The sequence below is a fragment of the Halomonas sp. SpR1 genome (genome assembly GCF_031010175.1).
In the GTDB taxonomy this organism is placed as follows: Bacteria; Pseudomonadota; Gammaproteobacteria; order Pseudomonadales; family Halomonadaceae; genus Vreelandella.
On sequence record NZ_JAUAMB010000031.1, the window covers coordinates 1 to 24940 of the forward strand.

The 24940-nt window shown below is 55.8% G+C and carries 32 protein-coding genes and 1 pseudogene; 20 read left to right on the plus strand and 13 right to left on the minus strand.

Features of this window, described 5'->3' with window-relative positions:
• The 3 genes and pseudogenes from QT231_RS18240 to QT231_RS18250 all read left to right on the plus strand — a co-directional run.
• A pseudogene (locus QT231_RS18240) lies at window positions 1-288 on the plus strand (phage late control D family protein); the annotation flags it as partial.
• 85 nt (window positions 289-373) lie between these two features.
• Window positions 374-556, plus strand: a complete 183-nt coding sequence (locus tag QT231_RS18245; RefSeq protein WP_308338252.1) for a type II toxin-antitoxin system HicA family toxin — start codon at window positions 374-376, stop codon at window positions 554-556.
• A 31-nt stretch (window positions 557-587) separates the two neighbouring features.
• Window positions 588-992, plus strand: coding sequence for a type II toxin-antitoxin system HicB family antitoxin (locus QT231_RS18250; protein WP_308338253.1), 405 nt, complete (start codon window positions 588-590; stop codon window positions 990-992).
• Between the two features lie 51 nt (window positions 993-1043).
• On the opposite strand, the gene QT231_RS18255 is transcribed toward QT231_RS18250, so the two are convergent.
• The 6 genes from QT231_RS18255 to QT231_RS18280 all read right to left on the minus strand — a co-directional run bounded on the left by QT231_RS18255 (window position 1044) and on the right by QT231_RS18280 (window position 4490).
• A complete protein-coding gene (locus QT231_RS18255) occupies window positions 1044-1403 on the minus strand; it encodes a hypothetical protein (RefSeq protein WP_308338254.1) in 360 nt (119 codons plus the stop codon).
• A gap of 3 nt (window positions 1404-1406) precedes the next feature.
• Window positions 1407-2084 (minus strand): hypothetical protein, encoded by a 678-nt coding sequence (locus QT231_RS18260; protein ID WP_308338255.1) that lies wholly within the window; start codon window positions 2082-2084, stop codon window positions 1407-1409.
• A gap of 49 nt (window positions 2085-2133) precedes the next feature.
• Window positions 2134-2925 carry a hypothetical protein gene (locus QT231_RS18265; protein ID WP_308338256.1) on the minus strand — a complete coding sequence of 264 codons (792 nt, stop codon included), beginning with the start codon at window positions 2923-2925 and terminating at the stop codon, window positions 2134-2136.
• Window positions 2926-2959: 34 nt separating this feature from the next.
• Complete coding sequence (locus QT231_RS18270; protein ID WP_308338257.1) at window positions 2960-3643, minus strand: S24 family peptidase; 684 nt, start codon at window positions 3641-3643, stop codon at window positions 2960-2962.
• Window positions 3644-3841: 198 nt separating this feature from the next.
• A complete protein-coding gene (locus QT231_RS18275; protein WP_308338258.1) occupies window positions 3842-4198 on the minus strand; it encodes a hypothetical protein in 357 nt (118 codons plus the stop codon).
• Complete coding sequence (locus QT231_RS18280; RefSeq protein WP_308338259.1) at window positions 4185-4490, minus strand: hypothetical protein; 306 nt, start codon at window positions 4488-4490, stop codon at window positions 4185-4187. The genes QT231_RS18275 and QT231_RS18280 overlap by 14 nt, the downstream gene beginning before the upstream one ends.
• A 41-nt stretch (window positions 4491-4531) precedes the next feature.
• Between QT231_RS18280 and QT231_RS18285 the strand changes: the two genes are divergently transcribed.
• The 15 genes from QT231_RS18285 to QT231_RS18350 are packed head-to-tail and all read left to right on the plus strand — an operon-like array spanning window position 4532 to window position 11207.
• Window positions 4532-4744: a hypothetical protein gene (locus QT231_RS18285; RefSeq protein ID WP_308338260.1), complete on the plus strand. Its 213-nt coding sequence runs from the start codon at window positions 4532-4534 to the stop codon at window positions 4742-4744.
• A gap of 33 nt (window positions 4745-4777) precedes the next feature.
• A complete protein-coding gene (locus QT231_RS18290) occupies window positions 4778-4978 on the plus strand; it encodes a ribbon-helix-helix protein, CopG family (protein WP_125746381.1) in 201 nt (66 codons plus the stop codon).
• 46 nt (window positions 4979-5024) lie between these two features.
• The gene (locus QT231_RS18295; RefSeq protein ID WP_308338261.1) at window positions 5025-5228 is read left to right on the plus strand and encodes a hypothetical protein; all 204 of its coding nucleotides are present in this window, start codon (window positions 5025-5027) and stop codon (window positions 5226-5228) included.
• On the plus strand, window positions 5221-5547 hold the full coding sequence (locus QT231_RS18300; protein ID WP_308338262.1) for an ogr/Delta-like zinc finger family protein: 327 nt from the start codon (window positions 5221-5223) through the stop codon (window positions 5545-5547). The genes QT231_RS18295 and QT231_RS18300 overlap by 8 nt, the downstream gene beginning before the upstream one ends.
• The gene (locus QT231_RS18305) at window positions 5544-5921 is read left to right on the plus strand and encodes a hypothetical protein (protein WP_308338263.1); all 378 of its coding nucleotides are present in this window, start codon (window positions 5544-5546) and stop codon (window positions 5919-5921) included. Before QT231_RS18300 ends, QT231_RS18305 begins: the two co-directional genes overlap by 4 nt.
• A 24-nt stretch (window positions 5922-5945) precedes the next feature.
• On the plus strand, window positions 5946-6356 hold the full coding sequence (locus QT231_RS18310; RefSeq protein WP_308338264.1) for a hypothetical protein: 411 nt from the start codon (window positions 5946-5948) through the stop codon (window positions 6354-6356).
• The gene (locus QT231_RS18315; protein ID WP_308338265.1) at window positions 6353-6610 is read left to right on the plus strand and encodes a hypothetical protein; all 258 of its coding nucleotides are present in this window, start codon (window positions 6353-6355) and stop codon (window positions 6608-6610) included. Before QT231_RS18310 ends, QT231_RS18315 begins: the two co-directional genes overlap by 4 nt.
• Window positions 6607-6876 (plus strand): hypothetical protein, encoded by a 270-nt coding sequence (locus tag QT231_RS18320; protein ID WP_308338266.1) that lies wholly within the window; start codon window positions 6607-6609, stop codon window positions 6874-6876. The genes QT231_RS18315 and QT231_RS18320 overlap by 4 nt, the downstream gene beginning before the upstream one ends.
• Window positions 6876-9191, plus strand: a complete 2316-nt coding sequence (locus tag QT231_RS18325) for a replication endonuclease (RefSeq protein ID WP_308338267.1) — start codon at window positions 6876-6878, stop codon at window positions 9189-9191. Before QT231_RS18320 ends, QT231_RS18325 begins: the two co-directional genes overlap by 1 nt.
• Before the next feature lie 14 nt (window positions 9192-9205).
• Window positions 9206-9736 carry a dATP/dGTP pyrophosphohydrolase domain-containing protein gene (locus QT231_RS18330; RefSeq protein WP_308338268.1) on the plus strand — a complete coding sequence of 177 codons (531 nt, stop codon included), beginning with the start codon at window positions 9206-9208 and terminating at the stop codon, window positions 9734-9736.
• Window positions 9729-9923 (plus strand): hypothetical protein, encoded by a 195-nt coding sequence (locus QT231_RS18335; RefSeq protein ID WP_308338269.1) that lies wholly within the window; start codon window positions 9729-9731, stop codon window positions 9921-9923. Before QT231_RS18330 ends, QT231_RS18335 begins: the two co-directional genes overlap by 8 nt.
• A gap of 9 nt (window positions 9924-9932) precedes the next feature.
• Complete coding sequence (locus QT231_RS18340; protein WP_308338271.1) at window positions 9933-10427, plus strand: hypothetical protein; 495 nt, start codon at window positions 9933-9935, stop codon at window positions 10425-10427.
• Window positions 10427-10597 (plus strand): ClpX C4-type zinc finger protein, encoded by a 171-nt coding sequence (locus tag QT231_RS24330; protein ID WP_374694412.1) that lies wholly within the window; start codon window positions 10427-10429, stop codon window positions 10595-10597. The genes QT231_RS18340 and QT231_RS24330 overlap by 1 nt, the downstream gene beginning before the upstream one ends.
• Window positions 10597-10893 carry a hypothetical protein gene (locus QT231_RS18345; protein ID WP_308338273.1) on the plus strand — a complete coding sequence of 99 codons (297 nt, stop codon included), beginning with the start codon at window positions 10597-10599 and terminating at the stop codon, window positions 10891-10893. The genes QT231_RS24330 and QT231_RS18345 overlap by 1 nt, the downstream gene beginning before the upstream one ends.
• Window positions 10890-11207, plus strand: a complete 318-nt coding sequence (locus QT231_RS18350; protein ID WP_308338274.1) for a hypothetical protein — start codon at window positions 10890-10892, stop codon at window positions 11205-11207. The genes QT231_RS18345 and QT231_RS18350 overlap by 4 nt, the downstream gene beginning before the upstream one ends.
• Here QT231_RS18350 and QT231_RS18355 read toward each other — a convergent pair whose 3' ends face one another.
• The 7 genes from QT231_RS18355 to QT231_RS18385 all read right to left on the minus strand — a co-directional run bounded on the left by QT231_RS18355 (window position 11208) and on the right by QT231_RS18385 (window position 20337).
• Window positions 11208-12548 (minus strand): site-specific integrase, encoded by a 1341-nt coding sequence (locus tag QT231_RS18355; RefSeq protein WP_308338275.1) that lies wholly within the window; start codon window positions 12546-12548, stop codon window positions 11208-11210.
• 183 nt (window positions 12549-12731) lie between these two features.
• The gene (arfA, locus tag QT231_RS18360) at window positions 12732-12881 is read right to left on the minus strand and encodes an alternative ribosome rescue factor ArfA (RefSeq protein WP_308338276.1); all 150 of its coding nucleotides are present in this window, start codon (window positions 12879-12881) and stop codon (window positions 12732-12734) included.
• Between the two features lie 148 nt (window positions 12882-13029).
• Complete coding sequence (gene dkgB / locus QT231_RS18365; protein ID WP_308338277.1) at window positions 13030-13848, minus strand: 2,5-didehydrogluconate reductase DkgB; 819 nt, start codon at window positions 13846-13848, stop codon at window positions 13030-13032.
• Window positions 13849-13956: 108 nt separating this feature from the next.
• Window positions 13957-15669, minus strand: coding sequence for a bifunctional protein-serine/threonine kinase/phosphatase (locus QT231_RS18370; protein WP_308338278.1), 1713 nt, complete (start codon window positions 15667-15669; stop codon window positions 13957-13959).
• A 255-nt stretch (window positions 15670-15924) separates the two neighbouring features.
• Entirely contained in the window at window positions 15925-16734 is an 810-nt protein-coding gene (locus tag QT231_RS18375) for a formate/nitrite transporter family protein (protein WP_215093853.1), read from the minus strand.
• A gap of 32 nt (window positions 16735-16766) precedes the next feature.
• Complete coding sequence (gene cobA / locus QT231_RS18380; protein WP_308338279.1) at window positions 16767-17660, minus strand: uroporphyrinogen-III C-methyltransferase; 894 nt, start codon at window positions 17658-17660, stop codon at window positions 16767-16769.
• Window positions 17620-20337: a molybdopterin-dependent oxidoreductase gene (locus QT231_RS18385; protein ID WP_308338280.1), complete on the minus strand. Its 2718-nt coding sequence runs from the start codon at window positions 20335-20337 to the stop codon at window positions 17620-17622. The genes cobA and QT231_RS18385 overlap by 41 nt, the downstream gene beginning before the upstream one ends.
• Before the next feature lie 733 nt (window positions 20338-21070).
• On the opposite strand from QT231_RS18385, the gene QT231_RS18390 reads away from it, so the two are divergent.
• Window positions 21071-22414 (plus strand): FAD-dependent oxidoreductase, encoded by a 1344-nt coding sequence (locus tag QT231_RS18390; protein ID WP_308338281.1) that lies wholly within the window; start codon window positions 21071-21073, stop codon window positions 22412-22414.
• A gap of 2 nt (window positions 22415-22416) precedes the next feature.
• Window positions 22417-24924, plus strand: a complete 2508-nt coding sequence (gene nirB, locus QT231_RS18395) for a nitrite reductase large subunit NirB (protein ID WP_308338282.1) — start codon at window positions 22417-22419, stop codon at window positions 24922-24924.
• Window positions 24925-24940: the final 16 nt, after the last annotated feature.

Consider the following 24940-nt stretch of genomic DNA (forward strand, 5'->3'; position numbering starts at 1 on the left):
GTACTGGTGGGCAGCAGCGACAACACCAAGCGGCTACGCCACACCTACGCAAGCGAAGCCCACGCCATTGAAGAGGCAAGCGCCGAACTCAAGCGCCTGCAGAGGAAACATTCAGAATTAACGCTGGATCTAGCCGAAGGCCGCGCCGACATCTACCCCGAAACCCCGGTCACTGCCGAAGGCTACAAGCCAGAGATCGACGCCACGCCCTGGATCATTGACGAAGTCACCCACAATTTCACGGAGCGGGGGTATACCTGCAGTATTAGGATGGAAACAAAAGGCTAAAATATACGCCCAGAGTTATAAAAATATTGACCAAAGGTAACTCCAGGGTTATAGTTACAACATAAGGGCAAATAAGGAGTAGGGGGTGAAAAGCAGCGACATTATCAAAGAGATAGAAGCGGATGGTTGGTACCTTGATCGGGTTAGTGGGAGTCACCACATTTTTAAGCACCCCACCAAAACCAACAGCGTACCAATACCACATCCGAAAAAAGATCTACCAAAAGGCACCATACACAGCATCAGGAAACTCGCCGGGCTCAAGTAGCCCGGCAGTTAAGCCAACCAGGAGAAAAACTATGCAATATCCGATTGCAATCGAGTGGGGTGATGAACAGTACGCCACCGGCATCGTGATTCCGGATATTCCAGGCGCCGTAACGGCGGGCGACACTACCGAGCACGCCTATGAAATGGCGGTTGAAGTCGCACATATTCAGCTAGAAGAGCTGGCAAACGACGGAAAAGACATTCCGATGCCGCGCAGCATTGCAGAGCACCGGAAAAACCCTGACTTTGAAGGATGGGGCTGGGGAATTATCGACATCGATATCACCCCGTACCTGGGCAAAACTGAAAAAGTAAATGTCACGCTGCCAGGGCATGTCATCCGCCAAATCGACAAATACGTCAACACACACGGTATCAAAAGCCGCTCAGCATTTATCGCCACCGCCGCGCTAGAAAAGTTAACCCATGCATAAACAAAAGCCCCGCAAAGCGGGGCTATTTTTAGGCGCTGGCGATATTCATCGTCATAATGCCTCATCCAATGCCAACCGCGCTTGATGCACCACTACGCCGCGCACCATCCGCGCCGTGGCCATTAGGCCGGTACCGCCGCCCGGCGGCAGCAACCGAAACCGTGGGCCGATACGAAACGTCTTATACAAGTGCAGCGCATCGTCCATTTCCACCACCACTAGATCGTCATGCCCCAGGCTGCGCGACTCATCCACCACCAGCACATCACCCTCGATCACCGAACCATGTACACCTGCATCGCTGGTTGCCTCAACGGCAAAGCAGTTCGGCGAGTAGTCATCACACGTCACGGCCTCAAGTGCGGGGTGGTCTAGCCCCATCGCCAACGGGCCAAGGTAGGTTAGGCGCATAGATTAGCCGCGTTGATCTATCAGTTTTTCAAGGTCGATAAGCACCGATGCTTCACCGTTATAAATAGCGCGGTCAATGACTACGTCAGAAAGACGGAGCGTAAATTGCTCACCAGCAGGGATGTTCAAGCCCTGTAAAGTAAGAGGTATATCGTCGGCCCATGCAGAGAGTACCGTTACCGGAAATACATCATCAGTATCGTTAATCACATTAAAACTGATGCCGTATTCAAAGTCGGGCATCATCATTTCAGACTCACGGGCTTTCTCCATGCGATTAAGCAAGGCAGGCGGCGCGGCAACACCAAGCGGAAGGTTCTCAGTAGTAGTGATATTGAAAGAGTCATCAGAAGCGAAAGCTTCGGAATTATCATCACGATCAATGGGCAAATCAATATTGAACTCCGCCCAGCTGTTCATATTCTGCGAATAGCACTCAGTAAATTCAGCGCCAGGGAAGATAGTCGGCAGTATCTCTTGAGCTTTCACCAGCGAATCGGAGGGCTGGCGGCTATCCTCGTAATCATTGCAATTAAGCACCTCAAGACGAACTGTGCCTGGAACGCTGGCCACCTCTGAATCTAAGAGTGCGCTTAATGGAATATCTGCATTGAGTTCAGTTTTACAGCCCGCTAAAGCCAAGCCAGTAAACGCAATTGCTGCTAGTTGAAATACTTTCATTCCCTTAATCCCTTTCACTGTTTAATTAAAATATTTTCTGTGCTTCGTGTTAGCGGTCTGGTAACTCGCCGCTTTCAACTAAATCATAAAATGCCATTTCATCAAGCACCGTCGCGCCACGGTGCTCGGCCTCAACTTGTTTTGAAGGTGCCGCCTTTGGGCCAACACAAAGAAAGTCCAGTGCTTTAGTAACGCGCGTGCGAACCAACATACCTTCATCGGCAGCCTGCGCCTCAAGAGACGCACGTTTTTCTTTTGGAAAGCCAGTGAACAGAATTTCCATAGGTTTGGAGCTAACGATGGGCTTGCTTGTGGTTGGTCGAGGGCGTGAATAGCTTGGCGCTGTAACGCCTTTTAACAGATGCTCGCCCTCGCTAAAGGCAATAATCCGATCTTTGCGAAAAGTGCGCGTATCACGGCGGTCAAGGCAAAAGCCCTTGATATAATCGCCTTCTTCTTTCCAATTAGTGACCTCACGATGCGTGATACCGCCATTGAAGTCTTCGTAAGTGAAGCGTAACGCACCAAGTGGTAAAACGGTTTTAGTAGAGCGGCTTTCAGTTGGGCTAACACTAGGCTTGTTGTTTACAGTCCCTGAAAGATCGTTACCTTTACGACTAAAGACGCGCTCGCCGGAGGTGGGCTTTTGCTGTTTATTAGCCTGCTTGGCGGCTTTTCGTTCTCGCTTTTTCGCATCCTCTTTAGCTATATATTGCTTAAAATGCCATCGCAAAGAACCGGTGGGTTCACCGGCTTTTCTGGCGGCCTTGCGATCATTGATAGCCGCGCTAAAAAAGCCAAATACAGCGACAAAAATAATAGCGACTAAGATTATCTCCATTGTTCCCAACCCCTTTATTATTTCTACAAATTTCTTAAAGCACCTGCCCTAAGTTCACCAAACACCGCCCCAGCACTTCTACAAACTGCTTTTGTTCCGGTTTAATCAACTCTTTGTCGTACCGTGTGTTGTCACTAATCAGCAGCCAGCCCCCGCCCGCCACGCGCTGCATGCGCTTAATCCGGCGCTCGCCATCCATCAAAATCAAGTACACGCCCTCGCGGCTAGGGTCGCGCTGGGTGAAGTCGACAAAGACATAATCGCCATCGTCAATCGTGCCGACCATGGAATCGCCGCGCGCCCGCACCCAGGCGCCCGAATCAGCAGGGAGTTTCAGCTCTGCGAGAACCGTGCGATCCATATGGAAATAGCCCAGAACCGTTTCGCCTTCAAAACTCCGCCCACTACCCGCCGCACACTCAACGTCATACATCGGTATTGATGCCACGTTGGGATCGTTTAGTTGCTGATCTAGATAAGCCGCTTGTTGTTCAGCGCTGCTGGTCTTGGTCGAGCCATCACTGCGTTCGCCGGTGACAATGAAATTCGTATCCACTCCAAAGCTGTGAATTGTTTCTAAGTAATCCGTTTTCGGGTATCTCTCGCCGCTTTCATAGTTTGCCTGTGCACGTTTGGACACGCCCGCTTGACGAGCAAATTCGTCCTGAGATAGACCCAGCCTCTGCCTTTCGATTTTTAGCCGATCAAAAATTTGCACAAAATATCCTCGTCAACCTTTGACTAATGCAATTATGTGCATTATCTTTCGATCCATGATGCACGTTTGTTCAATTTGCTACACCTTCAGGAGCCTTAGACCATGATTGCCCATCCCGACCCAAAAGCACCCGCCGACCAGCTCAACCCCAAGCAAAGCGCACTCGCTAGCCGTGTCTTTATCGAGGTGATGGGCGAGCTAGCCAGGCACCGTATCAATCACGGCAAGCTCGAAGACATCGCCGATGAATTCGCCTCGGCGCTTCGAATCGGCCTTCGAGAAATCAACGACAGCCGTGGGCTTGCTCATGAGGAACTGGCCAAGGTAGAGCAGGCGTTCGTAGAAGCGGCCGGCGCTAAAGTCAATTACCCAATTTGTGTGCTGTCGGCCACAAGCTCCGGCGACCCAGCAAACCATCCCGGTCTTTCCTCTGCTCAAGCCAATGGCCACCTGCAAAAGGCAGCGGCCAAACTGGAAGAAACCGGCGATATCGCTCGCTTCATCAATGATGTCTTTAGCTGCGGCTGGCCAGATGTCGAACTTAGCTATCGCCAATATGGGCCATCAAGGACGCGCATCCACGCCGCGACCCTTCTAGTTCGCCCACTTGGTCACGAAAGCCAACGTCGCCAAGGCGATTCGTCAGACCAACCAGCTCACTCATGCTCAAGCCAATCAGGCGATACACCTCGCCCGTCTCATTCTCAATGCCCATAAGGAAGTCATTGAAACCGCCGGAAAGCCAATTTTCATCATCGTCGTTATTGGGGAATTCATCGGCCAGTGCCTGGGTAACTTTCTCGTCGTAATCAGGCACCGCAACACCGTCAAGGTAACGATTTTTCATAACCAACGTACTCCAAATTGAATTAATAGGAAGCCTAAACCATGCCAAACGTAAACGCCATGCCCTCAAAAGAGAACGTTCGTGCCCAGCAGGCACCGTGTAACCAGCAGCTCAACATCTACATCACCGCCGAAGAGCGCGAGCGGATCGAACAAGTAGCGCGTGAAGAAATGCGCACCGTCTCTGCAACCATCCGCATGCTCTCGCTTCGCGGCCTGAGCCAGTACAAAGCCGACACCCTCATCGCCGATTAACCCCAGCTCACGCACTGCATAAGGAAAACCCTCATGTATCAGGACACTAAGCGCCTCCGCACCAAGAAAAGCGTTTACCTGGATGAGTACGAAGACGCCGTGATTACGGCTCACGCAAACCTTCAAGGCATTAGCAAAGCCGCGCTCATGCGGGAAATGATAATGAGACAAGCCCGCGAGCTGGTAGGCCTTGGCGACTTGCACGAAAAAAGTATGGGCGACCGTGCGGGGTAATGCCGCCCCTTCTTCAACCCCTGTTCCACCCCCGAAAAGGTGACGCATGCCCACCAGAGATAGGCGAACAGAAATCACGATAGATCCTGAGCTTGAAGCCACGCTGAGGCAGGTTCGCAAAAGCCACGGGCTTGATTCCGACGAAGCCGCCATGGAGTTCCTGATATCGCGGAGCATCCGGGTCAATGGCAACCGGATGACCGGGCGGGGCCGAGCGCTTTACGAAGTGAAGAGAGGGCCAAGTGACTGAGCAAAACGAAGAGAACGATATGCAGGAGGTCAGTCGGCTTCGGTTCGACTGCCCTCATTGCGGTAGCTACATGAAAGTGCGGACTTCGAAGACGCATTTGCCTGAGTACCGCGAGCTCTACCTGCACTGCACCAATGAATTCAAATGCGGGTACCGCTGCAAAGCAGCGCTGAGTATTTCAGAAACGCTAGCACCGAGCTACCGCCCCAATCTGGCGGTGAATATCAAGCTCTCACCCTGGCTCAAGCAAAAGGTGGGGCTAGAAAACCAAGGCCAAATCCGCCTGATAGACGAACCCAAGAAGGAAGCCAAACGATGAACGTCACACCGATTCAAGCCGCCAAAGCCCCGTTTGACCTGGCTACCGAAATCCTCTGGCAAAACCGCTGGGATAGCCGCGCCGAAGCGCTGCGCATCACCATCGGTACGCTGGTCAACGATTACGCCATCAGTGAAGCCACCGCCGAAGTTGCAGCCATTCAGGCGTTTGCTGACCTCGATAGCGTCAATGAGTCCGCGCGGATCGACGTCGATGCGAGCACCTCGCACGTTGTGATTTTCCGCGACAGCACCGGCCGCCCGGTAATGCTCACCGCCCGCGACTTGGATCGCATGATCCAGCAGGCCCGCGACGCAGGCCTCGCCCAAGTGGTCGATGCCGACACCCGCCGCCCCATCGTTTTAGAGCACTGAGCTGAATTGCTGAGAGAGGCCGCCATGACCAACGTAACCCCACTACCCGCCCGCCAAGCCCCTCCCCGCGTTCAAACCGACCGCGCGGGCTTCGGTGAACTCCGCGCCGAGCTGCACAAGCGCTCGGATGATTTAGACCTCGTCGAGCTGTGGGCAGAGCTGCCCCACGCTGAGCGCCGCATGCTGCTTAAATCGGCTGACTTGCTGCAGGATTCAACGCTGCAAATCAGCCAGCTCAACAAGCGCGAGCGCGACGCCCTGCGCGGTGCTATCCACCGCATGAGCAGCTACGCCAACCAACTAAAAGGACGCCTGCACGGCAGCCGCCCGCACCCAAGCCGCGAGCTAGCCAGCCACGCTATCGCCGCTTTGAAAGAGGGCAACGCACAAGCCGCCCATCACTGGCTATCGATGATTGAAGGGGGTGTCGCGTGAATATCAGCGATGTATTGAACGGCAATTTTGATATTGGGGCGCAGCTTGAGCAGTTGGCCGATGAATTAGAGGCAGCCGGTGAAAAATTTGGCGCGGCTTTGATTCGCCGTGAAATTCGCGGCTTGGGTGGGCGGCTAAGGGATCTGGATACAGTACTGAATATTAACAAGGTGCAAATGTACGCCATGCAAGAGGAAGGCAACTCCCAAGCAGCCCGCCGCTGGTTAAGCATGATCGAAGGGGGTGTCGCGTGAACATTCAAACCACCATGCACGCGCTTTATGTCGTGAAAGCCCGATTCGACTATCTCGCTAAGCAGCTCAACGAAAAGGGGCACAAGATGGCCGCTGCTGAGCTTCTGCGTGAATCAGATAAGTTCGGTTGCCAGCTCTCACAACTGGATAGCGTATTTGATGATTACCAAGTCGACATCGCCGCCGCCCAGCATCGCCCGGAGCGGGCTAGTGATCGCTGGGTGGGAATTGACTTGGCAAAAGCAGAAAGTGGGTTGGGTCGCTAATGCTGTCGGCAATAGAACAATCCCGCGACTACGGCGCGCCCGGCACACGTAACAGCATGGGCTGCGCCGAGTGGCGGCAACAATACTTTGACCAGTTCCCCACCTGGGCCGAACAGCTCGCCGCCGGTTTCGTCTACGTGGCCAAGCAGCACGGCAACGCCGCGGGTAACCGCTGGCTACGCCGCAACGCTCAAGGTCTGGTAGAACCATCGTTTATCCTTGGTCGCTTTCTGCCGATCCGAGCCGCGCTGACCCGCGCAATGAATGCGCTGGTTAATCGCGGCTCCACCACCATCGAAGGTCTGCATGCCGCTAGCGAGTGGATCGTCAGCATTGAGAAGCGCTTGGTTATCGGCAGCCTCAACGCCACCCACGACGACGACGCCCTGGTCAATTACGCCCAGGCCCAAGCGGCGGCCATCGACAAAAACGCGAGCATCTTGATAGGCGATATTGCTAAAGCAAACCGCCTGCAACGGTTGGGCATCTTCCCACCTGCCAAGCCAAAAATGGTAGCCACTAGCAAGCCGCTGTATGAGCAATTCCGCGCCTATCAAGACGCTTGTGCCCGCGCCCGCAACCAGTTCACACCGCCGCCGTTTATCGGCAACTTCCGCTTTCAGCAGTGGCACTACCTGCGTCCGCTATGCCTGTCGGTCGTTCGTGCAAGTGCCATCGAGCAGGGCCGCCACCGCTGCGCACTCCATGGTATCGCCCCGCCCAGCGACAAGCTCCCGGCCAAAACCCAGCTAGCCCGCTTGAGCTGTTCGCTTTGGTGGCGTCGTAAGTTGCGCCGCCAGTGCGGCCGCACGGTTGAGCAAGTCATGCGCGAAGCCCACCGCGTGCACAAGCAGGCGGGCATCTACTGCAGCGACTTCACGGTCGAACGCCGCCGTTCTCAGCGTTTACGCAATAACGCCCTGCTGGAAACCCTCGAAGCCATCAACCAGGAAGGCCAAACCTACACCCTCGCAGAACTCGCAGAGTTGGGCTTGGCCAACCCCGATCACCGCCGCGCTGAATTGATGCTGCGCATACGTGACACCGAAGCCGAGGCTCGCCGCCTGGGCCATAAAGGCATGTTCTACACCATGACCACGCCGTCGAAGTGGCACGCCGTGATTGCCAATAACTGCGCTAGAAACCGCAAATATGAAGGCGCCACACCCCGCGAGGCTCAGCAGTACCTGCAGGGGCTATGGGCGAAGATCCGCGCAAAGCTCGCCCGCGATGACATCGGCGTTTACGGCATCCGCGTCGTAGAGCCCCACCACGACGGCACGCCCCACTGGCATTTGCTGCTTTGGATGAAGCCGGAAGACGAAACGACCGTCACTGAAACTATGCGCGAGTATGCCGAAGAATCGCAGCAAGAAGAGCTGTTCAGTCGTGGCCGAAAAACCACAGCCCGCTTTGATGCCAAGCGCATCGACTACAGCAAAGGCACCGCCGCCGGTTACGTCGCCAAGTACATCAGCAAAAACATAAACGGCGAACAGTTCATGGACGCCGACAAATACGACCACTCCATGACCGACAGCGCCCCGCGTATCGAAGCCTGGGCGAGCGTGTGGGGCATCCGCCAGTTTCAGTTCCTCGGCCTGCCCTCCGTCACGGTATGGCGTGAAGTGCGCCGCCTCACCGAAAAGCAAGACGCGATGCTAAAGGATTGGGAAGCCGCAACCCGCCCGTACCCCTGCGCCGCCATGCGCTTCGCTCAAATACGCAAAGCCGCCAACGCGGGTCAGTGGGATCAATTTCTGAGGCTCATGGGTGGCCCGATGACCAAACGCAAAGACCAGCCGGTTAAGCCATGGATCGAAACCAAGATGAACATGGGCGAGCACATCGAGACGTTCAGCCACGCCACCGGCGAGTACTACGGCAGCGAGGCCATGGTCGCCAAAGGCCGGTACGGCGAAGAGCAAAAAGTCACGTTCGGCCTAGTGGCCACCGGCCGCCCTGGCTTTTCCAGCGAGTACATGACCCGCGTTTATAAATGGCAAGTGCGCGCGAAAGGCGCGGGGTTGGGGGTTGATTTTCAGGCTGTAGGCGAAGCCGAAAGCCCTTGGACTCGTGTCACTAACTGTACGCAGGGGCCAGATATTCAGCCCCGAGAGCCTTCCCCAGCGGAGCTAAAAGCCCAGCTCGAACGCTTCAAAGCGTGGCAGAGCTCCGATTTTTATAAGGCCGACCGCGAAGCGGAGTACCAAGACGCTATCGCAGCCCGAAAAGCCGCCCGAAAACTCTTCGCCCCGGCCCCCCCATCACCCTATAGCGAGCAGGAAGAATACTTCCCGCCCGAACCTTGTTGAAAAAGGAGTAAATCATGCGCGTAAAAATTGGCGACCAATGGCACGACAGCAGCTTAGAGCCTATCTGCCTGCAGGTTTCAGAGCACGAGCAAGAGCAAATAGGCGGTATGGATAGAAACCGTGCTCCAAACGGTAAGTACGCAGTTTTTCCCGATAACTGGAAAGCCGAAAAGTGCTTCGAGTGGATGAATGCCGGTGAAGAGTTTGGCGGTAAAAACGTGAACTTAGCGAATTTAGTTAAACGTCAAATGGAGTTTTCTAGCGAGAGATTTGGTCCTGGTGCTCGACTCAAAGGAATTATTGACCACATACGCAAAGAGCTTATCGAGGTAGAGCAATCCGGCGGCGAGCTAGAAGAGTGGGTCGATGTTGTGTTGCTGGCATTGGATGGAGCGTGGCGAGCAGGCAATAACCCTTATCAAGTGGCGGGCGCTGTTCATCAAAAGATTGAAAAGAACATTAAGCGCAGTTGGCCCGATTGGCTGAAAGCCGATACCGATAAAGCCATCGAGCACGTTAAAGAGGACGGTGTGGACGATGCATAACCCAATACCCAAAGATTGGCGCTACGTCATCAAGTTTACGGTTCTGGCTTTTTGCGTGGGCAGCGCCTTACAGCTAGGCATGAGCGCCGCGAGCCACATAAAGCCGCGGGTAGAGGTCATCGAGATCCGCGAAGCGATCGAAATGAAACCCACGCCGAAAGGCACTCGTCAAAGTTTCGAATTTTAGGGGAGAAGTATGGCCATTGATCCAGATTGGGTTCGCGAAAACCCCGAAGAGGCAGCAAGGCAACTGGATGTGCTCGGTGATATGCACGTTGATCATGTTCGCTATTTATGGGAATCCCGCGGCTTCGGTGGCTGCGTCGAGTTTGCAGAAGCGTTCGATTCTCTAGAAAAAAAATATGCTGCGCTTAAAAAAGCGAAGCTGGAAGCACTGCCCACTGACCTCAAAAAACGCTATGTGATTATAAAAATGACCGGCGATATAGAACGGGATACGGCGCGCAAAATCGGCGAGGAGTTAAGAAAATATACGGCAGGAAATGCGACGTTTGTAAACATGCCGGTTGATATCGAAACCATCGACATGAGCAAGCGCGATGCGCTAATCAAGGCCAAGGCGCTTTTGGATATGTCAGAGCGGCTTGAGGCCTACAGTCAGCCCATCGCCGCCAATCAGTGTTGGAACGAAGCCGATAGAATACGCCGCCAAGCCGAAGGGGGTGCGTGATGATTTGCTGTGATTTTTGCGGCCAAAATGAGCATCAGGCGGAAGCCATAATTGCAGCAGAGCGCCCAGGCGACAGGGGCAATGTGGCGATTTGTGATAGCTGCGCAAAAAGCGCGGCTAGAATGGCCGATGACAAAAAAATAGAAAGCAAAGCAGAGGATGCGGAGTGATGAAAAACATCACAAAAGGCGGCGCCAACGCCCGCCAAGCAGCAATGCTTTGCCAAGATAAAGCGTTCCAGCTCTACCTAGATCGCCGCCGCCGGTACAAACACCAGCTAACAGAAAGCCAATTACCCGACGGCACCCATACTGCAGAAGACGCCCGCGATTGGCTAATCGCCGCCTGCAAAATCACCAGCCGCGCCGAGCTGGATAGCAACCCAGCCGCGTGCCAAACGTTTCGTATGATCCGCAACCGCTTCAACCGCTGGCGGGCGCGTCAAAAGGGAGAGAAGAGCCAATGAGCACTACAGATATGCGCGATATTGATAAAGAGTTAACCGATGCTTTGGCCCGAGCAAAAGCAGGCGTTGACCTAGCCATGATCGAGCTACCCGATGTGGTGGTGTTTCCCCGGCTAATTCCCGCCATGCCCGCCACTGCGCGAAAAGCTCGCAGCACTGGCCAGCTACTTGGTAGGCCTGGCCCTAAATTCGTGAAGCGTGGCCACCATGTGCGCTATCGCCTATCCGATGTATACGCATGGCTGGAAGCGAGCGACAGTTATTCAAGCACCGCCGAAGCTTCAATGCACCGCGGTTCGTCAATCGCCTCGTAATTAATCGCCTATGTCCTCTTCCCCCTGCCCGATCTGAGCGAACAACTGAACCGCGTTTCGCTTATGGTCGGGCTGGAGGTGGGCATAATATTTGATAGTGGTCTGAATATCGGTGTGAGCCATCAGTTTGCTAACGGTAAGAAGATCGACGCCCACCATAACCAACTGACTCGCAAAGTTATGGCGAAGCGTATAAAGCACCATCCCCTCATATAGTCCCGCCAATTTTCGAATGCGCTGCCATGGCCTCCGCATTGCATCTTTGCCTAGTCGCTTGCCGGTCTCCGGCGAGGGGAAAACAAACCCGCTGCTGGGTTTGCCACGCTGCAACCACCATGTTTCCAAAACCTGAAAGGCTTGATCCGAAAGCGGGAAAGTCTGCGGCTCGGGCGATTGGTGCGCGGTTTTTTCGATGATCTTCCGAATGCTCTTAAACTCAAAATTAATTTGTGACCAGCGCAGCCCAAACAAATCACCAGGACGAAAGCCGGTGTAGTACATGAGCATTAGCCACGGTACTGCATGGTCAACATAAGCAAACGAATCGAGGTCGGATAAATACCACCTACCGTTGGCACGTCTGCTCCGGCGTTGGGCTCGCTTCTCTTGCTGGTAGGCTTCAAGGCCCATAAAAAAGGCTTCGCGCTCGCTGTTTTCAAGGTAACGGCGACCTTCTTCGGCTTCAAGCTGATCGCTGGTAAGCGCTGGCTTTTGCAGCGTGATATCTTTTAACGGGTTTTGTGTGATGACGCCACGCTTCGCCGCGTGGTTAAGTAGTGTTTGCAGTGCTCCATAGGAGCGTTTAAAGGTCTCGTAGGCCTGGGGTTTTATCGGCGGAGATGCATCGGGATCGCCAGCCTCTTTTTTGGATTGCCATCGCTCAACATCGCCCAGGCTGAAAGTATCCATAGGTTTGTCAAGCCAATCGCCAAAGCTATTTTTAATGCGCCTTAGAGTCGCGTCGCCATCCTTACGCCGTTTCTGGTGGTCGGCATAATCAGTCTGTAGGTAGGATCTAAGCGTTTGTTGCTGCTGGTGTGTCGCCTCAGCTTTTGATTGCTCAATCGCGGCGCGGGGATCCCCGCCTTGGGCAACAACGGCAAGTGCATCGCGAGCGGTTTCACGCGCTTGGGTAGCGGTGTAGACCCCAAACTTACCAATAGTGAGAACGCGCCGCTTATTCAGCGAGTTGTAGTAGGAAAGGCGTATTGATAAACCTCGCTTACCAGCGCGAACGTGATAACCGCCAAACTCTGAATCCCAAACCTCATCCCCTTCTGGCAGTTCGGAGGCCAGCCGTTCCAATAATCGCGCTGTTAGCTTCGCTGTAGTCTTGCCCATAAAAACTAGGTTCCAAATAGGTTCTAAGCGGAGGATAAAAGCAGGCAAGTCCAGCAACAAGAAGAATATATAAATGGAGTGTAAGCGTTTGATTTATATTGGCCTAACTTATACACACCAATATGGGGATATACCGAGTTATCTTATCCACAAGCCTGGGGAAGGCATCGCCAAAACGCTGGGTTAAGCGGCTTGGCGATGCCCTCTCAGAGAGTTGTGTCCTTTACGGGAGTAGCTGCCTTTGCCTTTTTTCGGCGTTTGCTGCTGCATTTTAAACATCGGCGTTCGCAGCTGCGCTTTTAACGCATTGTCTTTAATCTTGCGCTGTTTCATCGTTTTCTCCTGGCTTACAGCACTGCATTTAACAGACGCCTGCTTTAAGCAGGCGCCCTCTATTACACGAGCTATGACAAAGCCTACTCTCTAGTGTTCCAAGTCGAGCAAAAACTTTTAACATCTTCAGCCCGCGTATTCATGCCCATTATTCATCCCAGGCGGGTGCAAAATCCGGGTTGGCAATACGCTCTTTACGATCCAGCTTGGCGATTTCCGCCATTTCGCTGTCGCTTAGTTCTAAATCAAAGGCGGCAATGTTGCTTTGAATATTACGCGCTTTGGTCGATGAAGGGATCGTAATCATGTTGCGCTGTTTTACCCAAGCAAGCGCTATTTGCGCGGGCGTAACGTTATGTGCGTCGGCGATCTGCTTAAGCACCGGATCATCCATTACTTTACCCACGGCCAGCGGCATAAAGGCGGTAATCTGAATGCCATGCTGCTCGCAGTGATCGACCAGCTTACGGTTCTGTAAGAAAGGATGAACCTCGATCTGGTTGGTGAGAATTTCACCTTTGCCCAGAATGCTAACCGCTTCGTCCACCTGTGCGATGGTAAAGTTGGAAATACCGATATTGCGCGCCTTACCCTCTGCTTTCACCTCTTTAAGCGCCGTCAGGTAATCGACCATCGGCACTTCATCCTCTGGGGATGGCCAGTGGATCAGCAGCAGGTCAACGTAATCGGTGCCTAATTTCTGCAGACTTTCGTCCACGCTAGCTTTAAGCGTTGTGGGCTCTAGGTTATCGAACCACACCTTGGTGGTTAGAAAAATATCGCTACGTGGCACGCTGCTGTCGCGAATCGCCTCCCCTACCCCTTTTTCATTGCCATAAAACTGCGCCGTATCGATGTGCCGGTACCCCGCCTCAAGCGCCGCATGAATACTCTGCTTGAGCGTATCGCCTTCCAGGCGAAAAGTACCAAAACCGGGGTTGGGTATCACAGTTTGCATCATTAACATCCTTTTCTATTGATAGCGTGTTAACTAATATGGGGTGGTATCCGCCCCACTTCAACCCCGTTTTTTGTGGTTTTACTGTTTGTTGTTTCTTGCTTAATCTCAGTGCTGTTAACGCACTAACAGGAAGATCACCATTAGCGCCAGAACTAACGATACACCTTTCCAGAACAGCACCGGGTCTCGCTCAAGCAGCGGTAACTGGGCGCGCTTCAGCATATCTGGGCTTGGCGAGCGTAGTTCGAAGATAAACTCCGAAAGCGCCGGAAAACGTTTATGGGGGCTGGGGTGTAGTGCCTTTTTGAGCACCTCATCTACCCAGGCGGGCAGTTCGCGGTTTTCACCAAGCGCTGACTGATAGGCAAGCTTATGCTGCGCCGCCCGGGTGCGAGTTTTGGCCACTTCGGTGCCGTAGGGCAGCGTGCCGGTTAGCATTTGGTAGGTAATCACCGCCAGGGAGTATTGATCCGAACGGGGCGACCCACCTTCACCCAGAAAATACTCCGGCGCAGTGTACTGGGCGGTACCGAGGATATCGTCGCTCTCGGTTACCTCTTCGGCAATGCCCGCCACCTTGGCGGCACCAAAGTCGATCAGCTTCACCGTGCCATGGCTGTCGATCATGACGTTGTCGGGGCGCAAATCCTGGTGCAGCATTTCCAGGCGATGAAAGGCGCGCAACCCCTTGGCGACCTGCTCGACGATGGGGCGTACGCTGGCCAATTCAGCTTGGGGATGATCGCGCATCCATTGGGTCAGTGTTTGCCCTTCGATATACGCCAACACGGTGTAAAGGGAGTTGCGAGGGCGCTCTTGAGCGGGGGCGTTGAGCACATGCTGATTATCGATGCGCCGGGCAATCCACTCCTCACGCACAAACCGCTCGATGCTTGCCGGGTCTTGGCTGAGCTCGGTCGAAAGCGTTTTTAGCGCCACCTTCTCGCCACCGACGATATCCTCCGCCAGGTAGACATGGCTGCGGCTACTGGCATGCAATTGACGCACAATGCGGTAGCCATCCAGCTCACTCCCTGGGCGCAGTTCGGTCGGTGACGGTAGCGTGCTCAGCGCCGCATAGAGTTCGTTAGCATGGCTTTCGGGCAAGGTATCAATGCGCACAATCTGCACGGTGAGATTATCGTCGCTGCCTTTCTCGAGAGCAGCCGCGATTAACGCTTCAGCCGCCGTGTCTAGTTCCCCCCAATGGGCGTGAATCAGGGCGGCCATTTCGGCGCCAGTTAGCCACTCATAAACGCCATCGGTGGCGAGCACGAACACATCGCCCACACTCAGCGATACCGAGGAGTAATCCAGTTCCAGGTGCTGGCTAGCCCCCATGGCGCGGCTTAAATGACTGACTTCCCGGGAGGCCCAGAAACGGTGATCCTCGGTCAGCGGCTCCAGCGTATTGCCAGCGAGCTGATAGATACGACTATCGCCAACGTGAAACAGGTGCGCGGTAGTAGACTTAATCACCATCGCGCTCAGGGTACACACATAGCCACGGTCAAGATTGTAGCGGTATTGGCTCTGCCGGGTTTGGGCATAAAGCCATGCATTGGTGGCCTGCAGTACCCGCTGGGCCGAGGTTTTAACCGCCCATGTTGCCGGGGTGGCGTAGTAGTCCGTCAAGAAGCCACCTACTGCTGCTTCGCTGGCCTCGCGGCTCACATCGCTGCTGCTAATCCCATCGGCTAATGCGATCGCAATGCCTTTGGTGTCGCGCAGGGGATCTCTGGGCAGGTAAGCGCCATAAAAATCCTGATTGCTTGGCTTGCGCCCTTTATCAGAGTGCTGGCCGAGCGAAATGGTCAGCGCTGCCATTATGCTTCCCCTAAAAAAAGCCTCCGCCGGAGCGAAGGTTTGGTTAATGACAAGCTTTAGCAATTTTACGGAGGTCTGAATCAACCCGTAGCGGGGGTCTTTCGCCATGGCCGGAAAATGTTCCCAACAATTCCGGCATTTCCGCCATCCATGGCGGTCAGATGGCGAAAGTAGCGCCCAGGGATGGGTCTACAGCGCCCCCGCGTAGGGTTGTTCAGACCGTTTGGATGCACAATGCTCACTCACAATAGCTAATCATAGGGCTTTTTGCGGCGCGGTACGTACGTGGGTGGTGTAGAGCGTCAGGCCGGTTAATGCCAAACCACCAATTAAGTTACCCAACACTACCGGTATCTCATTCCAGATCAGGTAATCCATAATCGAGAAATTACCGCCCATCATCAGCCCGGAGGGGAACAGGAACATGTTGACCACCGAGTGCTCAAAGCCCATGCCGAAGAACAGCATAATCGGCATCCACATGGCAATCACCTTGCCGCTCACCGTGGTTGAAATCATCGCCCCCACCACGCCCAGCGAGACCATCCAATTACACAGTATGCCGCGAATAAAAATCGTCGCCATGCCGCCAGCACCATACTCCTTGTACCCCACGGTGCGCCCTTCGCCTACTTCACCAATCACCCGCCCTACTTCGCTAGGCTCGGTACTAAAGCCGTAGGTAAACACAATCGCCATTAGAAAAGCGACCGTTAATGCCCCACCAAAATTACCCACAAACACAATACCCCAGTGCTTGAGAATACGCGGAATCGTCACGCCCGGCCGCTTATCCAGCCACGCCAGCGGGGTTAACACAAAAACCCCGGTCAAAAGATCAAAGCCCATAAGGTAAAGAATCGAGAACCCCACCGGAAACAGGATAGCGCCGATAATTGGATAGCCGGTTTGCACCGCCACGGTCACCGCAAACACCGCCGCGATGGCCAAAATGGCCCCCGCCATAAAGGCACGAATCAGCGCATCGCGGGTAGACATATGTAGCTTTGCTTCGCCAGCATCTACCATCTTGGTGGCAAATTCGGCAGGCAATAAGTAGGACATAGAGAGCGTTTCCTTTGTTGTGAGTTTCAGGGTCAGATGAGAGGTGCAGCGCAAACATCGGTGATTTTTACAGCAGGCGTGGTGGCGACTCGTTGAACAACGCTGCCCACCACAATCAAGCAGGGGGACGGCAAGGGGGATGCGGCAAGCTTCTCGGACATATCCGCAAGCGTTCCCACCAGCGACTGCTGCTCAGGCTGACTGGCGTTGGCCACCAGCATGATCGGCCACTCATCCGGCAGGCCTGCCTGGCGCAGGCCGTGGCAAATCGCGTCGACCTTGGAAAGCCCCATATAAAACACCAGGGTTTCATCCTTGCGCGCCAGCGAGGCCCAATCCGGGGTGCCGTCTTCGCGACATAGCTGGGCAGTCACAAAGCGCAGCTGCTGGGCATGGCCGCGATCGGTGAGCGGAATGCCCATACACGCAGCAGCGGCAGAGGCGGCGGTAATCCCCGGTACGATGGCAGCAGGCACCTGGGCGGCAGCCAGGGCATCCAGCTCTTCGCCCATCCGCCCGAATACCGCCGGGTCGCCGCCCTTCAGGCGCACCACCGATTTTCCTTCGCCGGCGAGTTTTACCATCAGCTCGCCGATCTCAGCTTGCGGTACGCTGTGATGACCGCGGGCTTTACCCACGTAGTAGCGCTCGGTGCTGCGGGGAATCAGCGCCAGCACGTCATCGCCCACCAAACGGTCATACACCACCGCATCCGCCTCCATAAGTAGGCGTGCGGCCTTGAGGGTTAGCAGCTCGGCATCGCCGCTGCCTGCGCCGACCAGGTAAACCTGCCCGGAGCGGCACTCGCCACGCAGTGGCAAACGTATGTCAGCCCCATGCTGAACCAACGGCGTCAGCGCGCGGTGAGACAAACGCATAAAGGCGTTAAACCACTTCTGTAGCAAGGGGTTGCTTAGTGCGGACATTGGGCCGCTCCTCTTCAATAAGTGATTTCAATTCGGGAATACAGCTACCGCACTGGGTGCCGCAGGCGAGCCTGGCACCTAGCGCCTCAACAGTGGTATCGCCCTCGCGGATGGCATTGGCAATAGTGGTTTGGCCCACTTGATGGCAGCTACACACGACAGGGCCGGTATCGGCAGCGCCGTCGTCGCAGCCCGCCAATAAGCGGCGACGGTGGGTATCGTTTAGCGTCGCATCGTTAAAACGCGCTTCCAGCCACGCTAACCCTGGCAGCTCTTTGGGCGGGCCAACCATCAGCCACCAGCGCAGTTGATCGTTTTCCACGCAGGCGGCGCGCAGCCGTCCGTTAGTCGGGTCTTGGCTGACGACCGATACATCGCCGGGCAGCCACGTTTTAAGCTGCGCCAGCCAGTCATTAACCGACTGCGTATGGGCAAGCTGCCAACGCTGGCAGCCGCGCATGGGAATACGTGTCCAGTAGGCACTGGTGCACCACGGCGTTGATTCCGTTACTCCATCGGCGACCAGCAGGGTGGCCTGCCAATCGGTCGCAAGAGGCGCCAGCGCCACGGCGCCGTGCTTCGATTCCGGTTGCCCAGAGAGCGGGTCGGTAATGCTGTCGATCAGCGAGCTGCTTCTCGCCTGCTGGGTGAAGCAGTCAGTCCAGTGGATGGGTACAAAGATCTCACCGCGGCGCTGGGCATTGGATACTCGCACCCGAGCGCGAAATTCGCCCTTCGCGGCGGTTAGCACTGCCAATCCCTGATCGGTGACACCGGCGCTATGGGCATCGTCCGGGTGCACGTCCATAAAGGGTTCGGCGCGGTGATTCATTAACCGCGGTGAACGCGCGGTGCGGGTCATGGTGTGCCACTGATCACGAATCCGGCCGGTATTCAGCCGCAGCGGATAGGCGGCACTAAGGCTCTTTTCAGGCCCTTGGGGATGGATCGCCAGCAGCTTGGCGCGACCATTGGCGGTGGCAAATTCGCCATCCTCAAACAGCCGTGCCGTGCCATGGGGAGCGGCCTTTGTGACCGGCCATTGGATGGGTGCCAAGGCGTCATAGCCATCCCGGCCCAGGCCCACCAAACCCGAAATATCAAACAGCCGTTTTGGGCTGTCAGTCGAACCGTTATTTTCAAACCCCGAGAGCCTGGCGTGCTCGTCGAAAATCTCCCAGGGGTGGGTGTAGTCAAACGCCTCGGCAAAGCCCAATCGTTTTGCCACTTCGCACATTATCCACCAGTCGTGGCGAGCCTCACCGGGGGGCGGCAGCATGCCCCGCTGGCGAGAAATACGCCGCTCGGAGTTAGTCACGGTGCCATCTTTTTCCGACCACCCCGAGGCAGGCAGCACGATATCGGCGTAGGGCAGCAGATCGGTATGGGCAGCGCACTCGGAAACGATCACCAGCGGGCACTTTTCCAACGCGGCACGCACCCGCGCGGCATCGGGCAGGCTGATGGCGGGGTTAGTCGCCATCACCCACAGCGCTTTTATCTCGCCGCGCTCAATGGCTTCAAACAGCTCCACGGCTTTGTAACCCGGTTCTTCCGGCAGACTTGGCGTCAGGCTGTCGGTAGCCCAGAAGCGGCTGACCAGATCGAGGGCGCCTGGGGTGTGGTAATCCATATGCGCAGCTAACTGATTAGCCAACCCGCCCACTTCACGGCCGCCCATGGCATTGGGCTGGCCAGTAATTGAGAACGGCCCAGCACCCGGCAGGCCGATTTTGCCGCCGGCCAGGTGGCAGTTAATAATTGCGTTGCACTTATCGGTACCGCTGGCGGATTGATTAACGCCCTGGGAGTAGAGCGTGACCACATGCAGCTGGCTGGCGAACCAGTAATAGAAGGTCTCCAGGCGCTCAGGGTCAACATCACAGGCCTCTGCTACCTCGGCCACCGACCCCGCCGTTTGCTGCGCAGCTTCCAGGGCCTCGTCAAAGCCCTCGGTGTGGCGCTCAAGGTAGAGGGTATCAAGCCTGCGCCGCTTTGCCATCCACGCCAGCAGGCCGTTAAACAGGTAAGCATCGCTGCCCGGTTTTACGCCCAGGTAAAGGTCGGCGATTTCGCAGCTGTCGGTCACCCGCGGGTCTATCACTACCAGACGCATCAGCGGATTGCGCTCTTTAGCGACTTTAATGCGCTGGTAGAGCACCGGGTGATTCCAAGCCAGGTTGGATCCCACCAACACGACCAGCTCAGCCTCTTCCAAATCCTCGTAGTTACAGGGCACCGCATCGGCACCGAAGGCGCGCTTGTAGCCAACCACCGCTGAAGCCATGCATAGCCGCGAGTTGGTATCCAAATGAGGTGTGCCCAAAAAGCCTTTAAACAACTTATTGGCCACGTAGTAATCCTCGGTGAGCAGTTGACCCGAAAGATAAGCTGCCACGCTGTGGTTACCGTGCTCGGCCCGCAGGTCATTCAAACGATCAACGGTGGCACTCAATGCAGTGTCCCAGGAGACGTCTACACCATCGACCCGAGGATGTGTCAGGCGGCCCTGCTCGCCCAAGGTTTCGTGTAGCGCTGACCCTTTGACGCACAGCCGCCCGAAGTTGGCCGGGTGCTCGCGGTCGCCCTCGACAGCGCTTAGCGTGCCCGCTTCAACGGTCGCCGTCACGCCACAGCCAACGCCGCAATAGGGGCAAGTCGTTTTGGCCTGAGTCATAGCTACTCCTCGAGTTGCTCATTAACGCCACGCATAAAAAAACGCCCAGTCCCTTTCTCTAAGGCGCTATATAAACGCATTAAGAGAAGAGGGCTGGACGTCGTTGCCACAGCGCACCTTCGTCGGTGCAAAATTTACTTTAATTTCAGCTACACATTTTCTAACGGCTAGTTATTTTTCGAACGGCTTTGAAATTGTTCGCTGCCATCGCCTAGCAATGAGCGCTTATCCCTTGTTAACTCACTTGTTGCCTAGAAGCTGCAAAAGCCAAGCCTAAGAATGTCTTATTGAAAACTTATTTTTTATAAACAGTCACTTAAAAATAAGGAGATGACGACGCAGCACGCTTTTTGGCACTTGTTTTAATACCTTTCACACGCTAAATGGTGTGCGAGAGTGCACGCCACCACCCTTTTCGCACCATCACTGTGCAGCCTATGCGAAGAGCCGTGCCAGTGCTTATCCACCATCTACATCTAAACATCTGAAGTTATTTAAAAAAACATTCCAGACGGCCAGTTGGCTAGCTCCTTGCTTGTTACTGGGTAAGGTTTTTAATCAGCTGACAGCCAATGGCGGTTGTCACAGGTTTAAAACATACGCTTTTAAATAGCGCTATCGGGCAACGACGCCCCTGCTGTGCTCTCCTTCTGCAAATTGCAGAACAGAGGGCGCGACAGGGGCGTTTTTTTGTTTGGTGCTCAAGCAGCCGCAACGACAAGAGGAGCCACCCATGGAAACCACTTCCCGGTGCTCACCCAACGACCATCTAGTGATTATTGGCAATGGGATGGCAAGCCACCGCCTCATCGAGGCGCTGGTCAAACAGCCCACACGCCCCCAGCGCATCACGGTGATTGGCGCCGAGCCAACCCCTGCCTATAACCGTATTCTGCTTTCGCCACTGCTGGCTGGTGAGATGCAGCAAGATGCGCTTACCCTGCGCGATACCGCCTGGTACGCCGATCAAGGCATCACCCTGATACTGGGCGAAAAGGTCGAGACGCTTGACCGCGCACGCCAAACATTGACCACCGATAGCGGCCAATCGCTTGATTACGATCATTTGGTCATCGCCACCGGCTCGCGCCCAGCGCTGCCCGACGTTCCCGGCATTGAGCTTGAGGGAGTACACGGCTTTCGCGACCTGCAAGACGCCGAAGCACTTGAAGCAATTGCTCACAGCGGCGGCGACGCTGTCGTTATTGGTGGCGGCCTGCTGGGTCTTGAAGCCGCTGAAGGGCTGCGTAAGCGCGGCAATGATATCAAGGTGAGCGTGCTCCAGCGCAGCGAGCGGCTGATGAACCGCCAGTTGGATGTGACCGCCGCGCATCTGCTCAAAGACACCCTCACTCAACGCGGCTTGAACATCATCACCGGTGCGCAGTTAGCGCGGCTGGAGGGAGACAAACGGGGTCGGGTCGCCAAGCTGCATCTTGCCGATGGCCGTCAGTTGAACGCCTCCAGCGTGATCGTTGCCGCGGGCATTACCCCGAATGCAGAACTGGGCCGCCAAGCGGGCCTGACCACCGAGCGTGCCATTGTTGTAGATGAGTTTCTGACCACCTCTGACCCGGCAATCTCCGCCCTCGGCGAGTGCTGCCAGTTTGAGGGTACTACCTACGGCCTGGTGGAACCGATCTGGTGCCAGGTAGAAGTGCTTGCCGCAACGCTGTGCGGCACGGCCACCCAAGGCTACGCGGATGCCCCCAGCGCCACCAAACTTAAAATCAGCGGCGTAGCGCTCTATGCCTTTGGCCCCACCGAGGCCAGCGCCGAGCATGACGTATTGAATTACCACGACCTTGAGCGCGGCGACTACCGCCGCCTGCTGCTACGCGATGGCCAGATAGAGGGCGCGGTACTTTACGGCGACACCAGCCAGGGGCCCTGGTACTTCGAACAGGCGCTTGCGGGTAGTGATCTTAACGCTTACCGCCAAGCCCTGCTGTTTGGTGCGGCGGATGTCGACGTGCTACGCGAAGCGGCATCTCAGCATACCCCAGATTCTTCTGAATACTCTTCTACATGCTCTTCTTCAAAACATTCTTCTCATAATACGTCGGAGGCGGCTTAAGCATGTCTACCCAACAGCAGTTAATCATTATTGGTAATGGTATGGTCGGCCACCACTTGGTCGAGCAGTTGGTCGATAACGGCGGGCTTGAGCGTTATCAAGTCACCGTGTTTGGCGAAGAGCGCCACCGCGCCTATGACCGAGTGCACCTATCCGAATACTTTAGCGGCCGCGATGCGGACTCGTTAGCGCTTTGCGAGGCAGATTACTACGCCGTTAGCGGTGTGGAACTGCGCACCGGCGAAGCCGTCATTGAAATCGACCGCGACCAGCAAGAAGTGGTCACCGACCAGGGCCGTTACCCCTACGATCGCGTGGTATTGGCCACCGGCTCCTTCCCATTTGTGCCGCCGATTCCCGGTAATGACCGCGATGGCTGCCTGGTGTACCGCACCCTGGACGATTTAGACGCCATCCGAGCGGCTGCCGAAAATGCCACTACCGGCGTGGTGGTGGGTGGCGGCCTGCTCGGCTTGGAGGCGGCTAACGCCCTGCGCGGTTTGAATCTGGATACGGCGGTGGTGGAATTCGCCTCACGCCTGATGCCTATGCAGGTGGATAGCGAAGGCGGCGAGCTACTGCGCGAAAAAATCGAAGAGCTGGGCGTACAAGTCCTCCTGGAACGGGCCACCCAGCGTATTGAGGATGGCGAAGCCAGCCGTCACCGCATGGTCTTCCAAGACGACAAAGTGCTGGAAACCGACCTGATTGTGTTCTCCGCGGGCATCCGCCCCCGCGACCAGTTAGCCCGTGACTGTGGTCTGGAGATAGGCGAACGCGGCGGCGTGGTGGTGGATAACCAATGCCTGACCAGCGACCCGGCCATCCTGGCGATTGGCGAGGTGGCGCTGTGGAACCAGAGTATTTTTGGTCTGGTCGCCCCCGGCTATCAAATGGCCAAAACCGCCCTTTCAACGCTGACCGATGGCGATACGCAGTTTGGCGGTGCCGACATGAGCACCAAGCTCAAACTGCTCGGCGTGGATGTGGGTTCAATCGGGGACGCCCATGGCAACCAGAACCCCGGCGCGCGGATGTTCCGCTACCTTGACCCCATCAAGCAGGAGTACCGCAAGCTGGTGGTCTCCAGCGATGGTAAAAAGCTGCTCGGCGCCATGCTGGTGGGTGACAACGGCGTTTACGACACCCTGCTGCAGTACTACTCCAACCGTATTGAGCTGCCCGATGAGCCCGCTTCGCTGATACTGCCGCAAAGCAGTGGCGCAGCGCCCACGCTCGGCCCTGGGGCGCTCCCAGAAACCGCCACCATCTGCTCCTGCCATAACGTTTCAAAGGGCGATATTTGCGCCTCCATTGATGCGGGTGCAATAGATCTAGGCGGGGTGAAAGGCGATACCAAAGCCAGTACCGGCTGCGGTGGCTGTACGGCGCTACTCAAAAGTGTAGTCGACCATGAGCTGGAAGCCCGCGGCGTTGAAGTCGACAAATCGATTTGCGAGCACTTCGCCCATACCCGCCAGGAGCTTTACGACATTGTGCGCGTGGAAGGCATCAAAACCTTCAGCGAGTTGATCGCCAAACACGGCAATCAGGACACCCACTGCCTGGGCTGCGATATCTGCAAACCCGCCGTGGCGTCCATTCTGGCCTCCTGCTTTAACGAGCCGATCACCGACGCGGCGCATATTCCCTTGCAGGATACCAATGACACCTTTATGGCCAACATGCAGAAGAACGGCACCTACTCGGTAGTGCCCCGCGTGGCCGGTGGCGAGATCACCCCAGACAAACTGATCGTGCTGGGCGAAGTGGCCAAAAAATACAACCTCTACTCCAAAGTCACCGGCGGCCAGCGCATCGACCTGTTCGGCGCCCGTCTGGAAGACCTGCCAGATATCTGGAGCGAGCTGATTGCTGCAGGCTTCGAGACCGGCCACGCCTACGGCAAGTCGCTGCGCACGGTGAAATCCTGCGTGGGTAGCACCTGGTGCCGCTACGGCGTGCAGGACAGCGTCGGCATGGCGATTCAGTTGGAGAACCGCTACAAGGGCCTGCGCTCACCGCACAAAATTAAATTCGGCGTTTCCGGCTGTACCCGCGAATGCGCCGAGGCCCAGAGCAAAGACATCGGCATTATCGCCACCGAAAACGGCTGGAACCTCTACGTTTGCGGTAACGGCGGCATGCGCCCACGCCACGCCGAACTGTTCGCCACCGATCTCGACGACGAGCAGCTCTACCGCACCATTGACCGCTTCCTGATGTTTTACGTGCGCACCGCCGACCGGCTACAGCGCACCTCGGTATGGCGGGAAAATCTCGACGGCGGCCTGGAGTACCTCAAAGAGGTGATTCTGGAAGACAGCCTAGGCATCAACGACGAGCTGGAACGCCAGATGCAAAGTGTGGTGGATACCTACCAGTGTGAATGGGCTGACGCGATTAGCGACCCGGAGAAGCTCAAGCGCTTCCGCAGCTTCGTCAACGACGACCGCCCGGATCCGTCGATCATTATGACCTCCGAGCGCGGCCAGCTACGCCCCGCTTAAGCGACGCTGTGCTTTT